This is a genomic window from Pseudomonas sp. 05N434, from assembly GCF_056396965.1.
In genome coordinates this window covers 1-4,186 of record NZ_JBFTMK010000663.1, presented here as the reverse complement: position 1 = coordinate 4,186, position 4,186 = coordinate 1, and the positions used below count along the sequence as shown (strand labels likewise).

Sequence of the window (4,186 nt, the reverse complement as noted above, 5' to 3'; positions counted from 1 at the left end):
ACAATACCCTGCCTTACCAACTCCTTCTGGCTTCGATGAACTGAAGCGTAACCGCTGTCGAAAACTGCGTAACTCGTTGTTTACCAAGGAGTTTTCCGTTTCGACTGCGCCGGAAGTGGGGCGAATTATAGACGTCCAGGATCTGCCGTCAACCTCTAATTTCACATTTCTGTCATATCGGTCAAAACAGCCCGAAAACACAAAGGCCGACCTCAAGAGGTCGGCCTTCTGCCCTTCTACTTACAAGCTAGGGAATGCGAATTGCGAAGCTTCATGGCTTGCCCGTTGCGGCCAGCGCTGGGTAATAGCCTTGCGACGCGTATAGAACCGCACGCCATCCGGGCCATAAGCATGCAGATCGCCGAACAGCGAACGCTTCCAGCCGCCAAAGCTGTGATACGCCACTGGCACCGGCAACGGTACGTTGACGCCGACCATACCCACTTCGATCTCATCGCAGAACAACCGCGCCGCTTCCCCATCACGGGTAAAGATGCAGGTGCCATTGCCATACTCGTGATCATTGATCAGTTGCATCGCCTCTTCCAGGCTGTTGACCCGGACGACGCACAGCACCGGCCCGAAGATCTCTTCTTTATAGATGCGCATCTCTGGCGTGACGTTATCGAACAGGCAGCCACCCAGGAAGAAGCCGTCCTCATGACCGGCCACGCTCAGACCACGACCGTCCACCACCAGCTTCGCACCGGCGCCTACGCCGTCTTCAACATAACCGCTGACCTTGTCCCGCGCCTGACCGGTGACCAGAGGCCCCATGTCCAGGCCACAAGTTGTACCAGCGCCGATTTTCAGTGCCTTGATCTGCGGTGTCAGTTTGGCCACCAACGCATCCGCCACCTGGTCACCGACACACACGGCCACCGAAATCGCCATGCAGCGCTCACCGCACGAACCGTAAGCGGCGCCCATCAACGCGCTGACCGCGTTATCCAGATCCGCATCCGGCATCAATACCGCATGGTTCTTCGCCCCGCCCAGCGCCTGGACGCGTTTGCCGCGCTTGGTGCCTTCGGCGTAGATGTATTCGGCAATCGGCGTCGAACCGACGAAGCTCAACGCTTTGACTTCCGGCGCTTCAATCAGTGCGTCCACTGCGGCCTTGTCGCCATGCACCACACTCAGCACGCCTTTCGGCAGGCCGGCTTCCAGTAACAATTGAGCGATCAGCAGCGTGGAGCTTGGATCGCGCTCAGACGGCTTGAGGATAAAGCAGTTGCCACAGACGATCGCCAACGGATACATCCACAGCGGCACCATGGCCGGGAAGTTGAACGGGGTAATGCCGGCCACTACGCCCAATGGCTGGAAATCCGACCAGGCATCGATGTTCGGCCCGACATTACGGCTGTACTCACCCTTGAGGATTTCTGGTGCCGCGCACGCGAACTCGACGTTCTCGATCCCGCGCTTCAATTCACCGGCAGCATCTTCCAGGGTCTTGCCGTGTTCTTCGCTGATCAGTTGTGCGATGCGGGATTCGTTCTGTTCCAGCAGTTGCTTGAAACGGAACATCACCTGAGCGCGCTTGGCCGCTGGCGTATTGCGCCAGGCCGGGAACGCAGCCTTGGCCGAGTCGATGGCTTTCTGAATGGTTTCGCGGCTGGCCAACGGCAGCTTGTGGATAACCTGGCCGGTGGACGGGTTGAACACATCGGCCGTGCGACCGTCTTCGGTCACCAGTTCGCCATTGATCAAATGCGGGATGAGGCTCATGCGGGGCTCCTGAAATTGTCCACAGGCGTCCTTTGAAAGGACGCCCCTTCACACCGTGCAGTGCGTTTTCGAAATGCGGTGCGACTTCGGCCACGCTCTGCACCAGGTTTTCCTTTTGCAGYAGGTCGAGTGCCGCCAGGCCTGCGGCGCAAGCCACCGGGTGCGCGGAATAGGTGTAGCCGTGCGGGAATTCCACCGCGTACTCAGGCGTCGCCTGGTTCATGAAGGTCTGGTAGATCTCGGAGCTGGCAATCACCGCGCCCATCGGGATCGCGCCGTTGGTGACTTGCTTGGCAATACACATCAGGTCCGGAGTGACACCAAAGCTGTCGGCACCGAACATCGAACCGGTACGACCGAAACCGGTGATCACTTCGTCGAACACCAGCAGGATGTTGTGCTGATCGCAGATCTCGCGCAGACGTTTGAGGTAACCCTGCGGCGGAACCAGCACGCCAGCGGAGCCGGCCAATGGCTCGACGAATACCGCTGCGATGTTCGAGGCATCGTGCAGTTCGATCAACTTGAGCAATTCATCCGCCAGCGCGATACCACCCTGCCCCGGCATGCCACGAGTGAAAGCATTGCTCGCCAACAAGGTGTGCGGCAGATGATCGACATCCATCATCGCCTGACCGAACAGTTTGCGGTTGCCGTTCACGCCGCCGAGGCTGGTGCCGGCGATGTTCACGCCGTGATAACCACGAGCGCGGCCGATCATCTTGGTCTTGGTCGCCTGGCCTTTCAGGCGCCAGTAGGCACGCACCATTTTCACCGCGGTATCTGCACATTCGGAACCCGAATCGGTGAAGAACACGTGATTCAGATTGCCCGGGGTCAGGTCGGTGATTTTCTCGGCCAACTGGAACGACAGCGGGTGACCGTACTGGAAGCCCGGCGAGTAATCGAGAGTGCCCAATTGCTTGGCCACCGCCTCCTGGATTTCCTTGCGGGTGTGCCCGGCGCCGCAGGTCCACAGACCCGAGAGCGAATCGTAGACCTTGCGGCCCTTGTCGTCTGTCAGCCAACTGCCCTCGGCCGCCACGATCAGGCGCGGGTCGCGCTGGAAATTGCGGTTCGCGGTGTAGGGCATCCAGTGAGCGTCAAGCTTGAGCTGGCTGGCCAGGGAAGTCGGGGCGTTTTCAGGCACGTTCATGGGCAAAACCTCGCAGGGCAAAATAAGCGGCGTGGAGATCAAAAGCGTTCTTGCAGCTAAATTGCCACGGGGATAAAGTCGATGAAATCCAACTTTTCTAACCTTCAGTCAGACCCGGACTAAACTATGAGTACCCGTCGCCCCGATCCGCTGGCGCAAGTCAGTGACTTTGATATCCGCCTGCTGCGGATTTTTCGCAGCGTGGTGGAGTGTGGCGGCTTCTCCGCGGCGGAATCGGTGCTGGGTATCGGTCGCTCGGCCATCAGCCAGCAAATGAGCGATCTGGAGCAACGCCTGGGGCTGCGCCTGTGCCAGCGAGGTCGCGCGGGGTTTTCCCTGACCGAAGAAGGCCGTGAGGTCTACCAATCTGCGTTGCAGCTATTAAGTGCGCTGGAAAGTTTCCGCACCGAGGTCAACGGCCTGCACCAACACTTGCGCGGCGAATTAACCATCGGCCTGACCGACAACCTGGTCACCCTGCCCCACATGCGCATCACCCACGCCCTGGCCCAATTGAAGGAACGCGGCCCCGACGTGCAGATCCAGATCCGCATGATTGCGCCCAATGAAGTCGAACAAGGCGTGCTCGACGGTCGCTTGCATGTCGGCGTGGTGCCGCAAGCCAGCGCGTTGTCGGGGCTGGAGTATCAGCCGCTCTACAGCGAACGCTCGCTGCTGTATTGCGCGGTCGGCCATCCGCTGTTCTATGTCGACGACAAACAACTGGATGATGAGCGCCTCAACAGCCAGGACGCCATCGCCCCGACCTTCCGTTTGCCCGCCGAGATTCAGGCCCATTACCAGGCGCTCAATTGCACCGCCAGTGCGTCGGATCGCGAGGGCATGGCCTTTCTGATCCTGACCGGGCGCTACATTGGTTACCTGCCGGATCACTACGCCAGCCTCTGGGTGCAGCAAGGCCGTTTGCGTGCACTGAAACCCAAGGCACGTTTTTRTGACCTGAGCCTGGCATCGGTTACACGCAAGGGCCGTCGCCCGCATCTGGTTCTGGAGAGTTTTTTGGAGAGTCTGGCGGCGACTCGCTGAAAGCTTGTGGGAGCGGTGCCCAAGGTTTTATCGCCATAGGACTTGTCTGAGGCCCGTGGGTGCGCTATCAACGCATCTGGTTGCACCCATCTACCTGTTCGGAAGTGCCTATGACCTTTGAAGTCCCAGCCCACGGCGGCAAACCCGCCGGCCGCATTCGTCAGAAGAACGAAGAGACCATCATCAAAGCCGCCGAAGACGAGTTCGCCCGTCACGGGTTCAAAGGCACCAGCATGAACACCATCGCGC

At 59.5% G+C, this 4,186-nt stretch carries 2 protein-coding genes and 2 pseudogenes; 2 read left to right on the top strand and 2 right to left on the bottom strand.

The genetic code is table 11. The features are described 5' to 3' along the window. Window positions 1-240 precede the first annotated feature (240 nt). Both AC1DLB_RS27670 and aptA read right to left on the bottom strand, forming a co-directional pair. Complete coding sequence (locus tag AC1DLB_RS27670; protein ID WP_064616093.1) at window positions 241-1,734, bottom strand: CoA-acylating methylmalonate-semialdehyde dehydrogenase; 1,494 nt, start codon at window positions 1,732-1,734, stop codon at window positions 241-243. Window positions 1,735-1,777: 43 nt separating this feature from the next. Further along, window positions 1,778-2,890 (bottom strand): annotated as a pseudogene (gene aptA, locus AC1DLB_RS27665) (omega-aminotransferase AptA); the annotation flags it as partial. A 126-nt stretch (window positions 2,891-3,016) separates the two neighbouring features. Here aptA and AC1DLB_RS27660 point away from each other — a divergent pair. Together AC1DLB_RS27660 and AC1DLB_RS27655 are read left to right on the top strand one after the other, a co-directional pair. Further along, window positions 3,017-3,937, top strand: coding sequence for a LysR family transcriptional regulator (locus tag AC1DLB_RS27660; RefSeq protein ID WP_477786063.1), 921 nt, complete (start codon window positions 3,017-3,019; stop codon window positions 3,935-3,937). 110 nt (window positions 3,938-4,047) lie between these two features. Continuing rightward, window positions 4,048-4,186: pseudogene (locus tag AC1DLB_RS27655) on the top strand (TetR/AcrR family transcriptional regulator); the annotation flags it as partial.

Coding starts and splice junctions, on each gene's coding strand:
- AC1DLB_RS27670 (WP_064616093.1), bottom strand. CDS start 1,734: ATGAGCCTCATCCCGCATTTGATCAATGGCGAACTGGTGACCGAAGAC.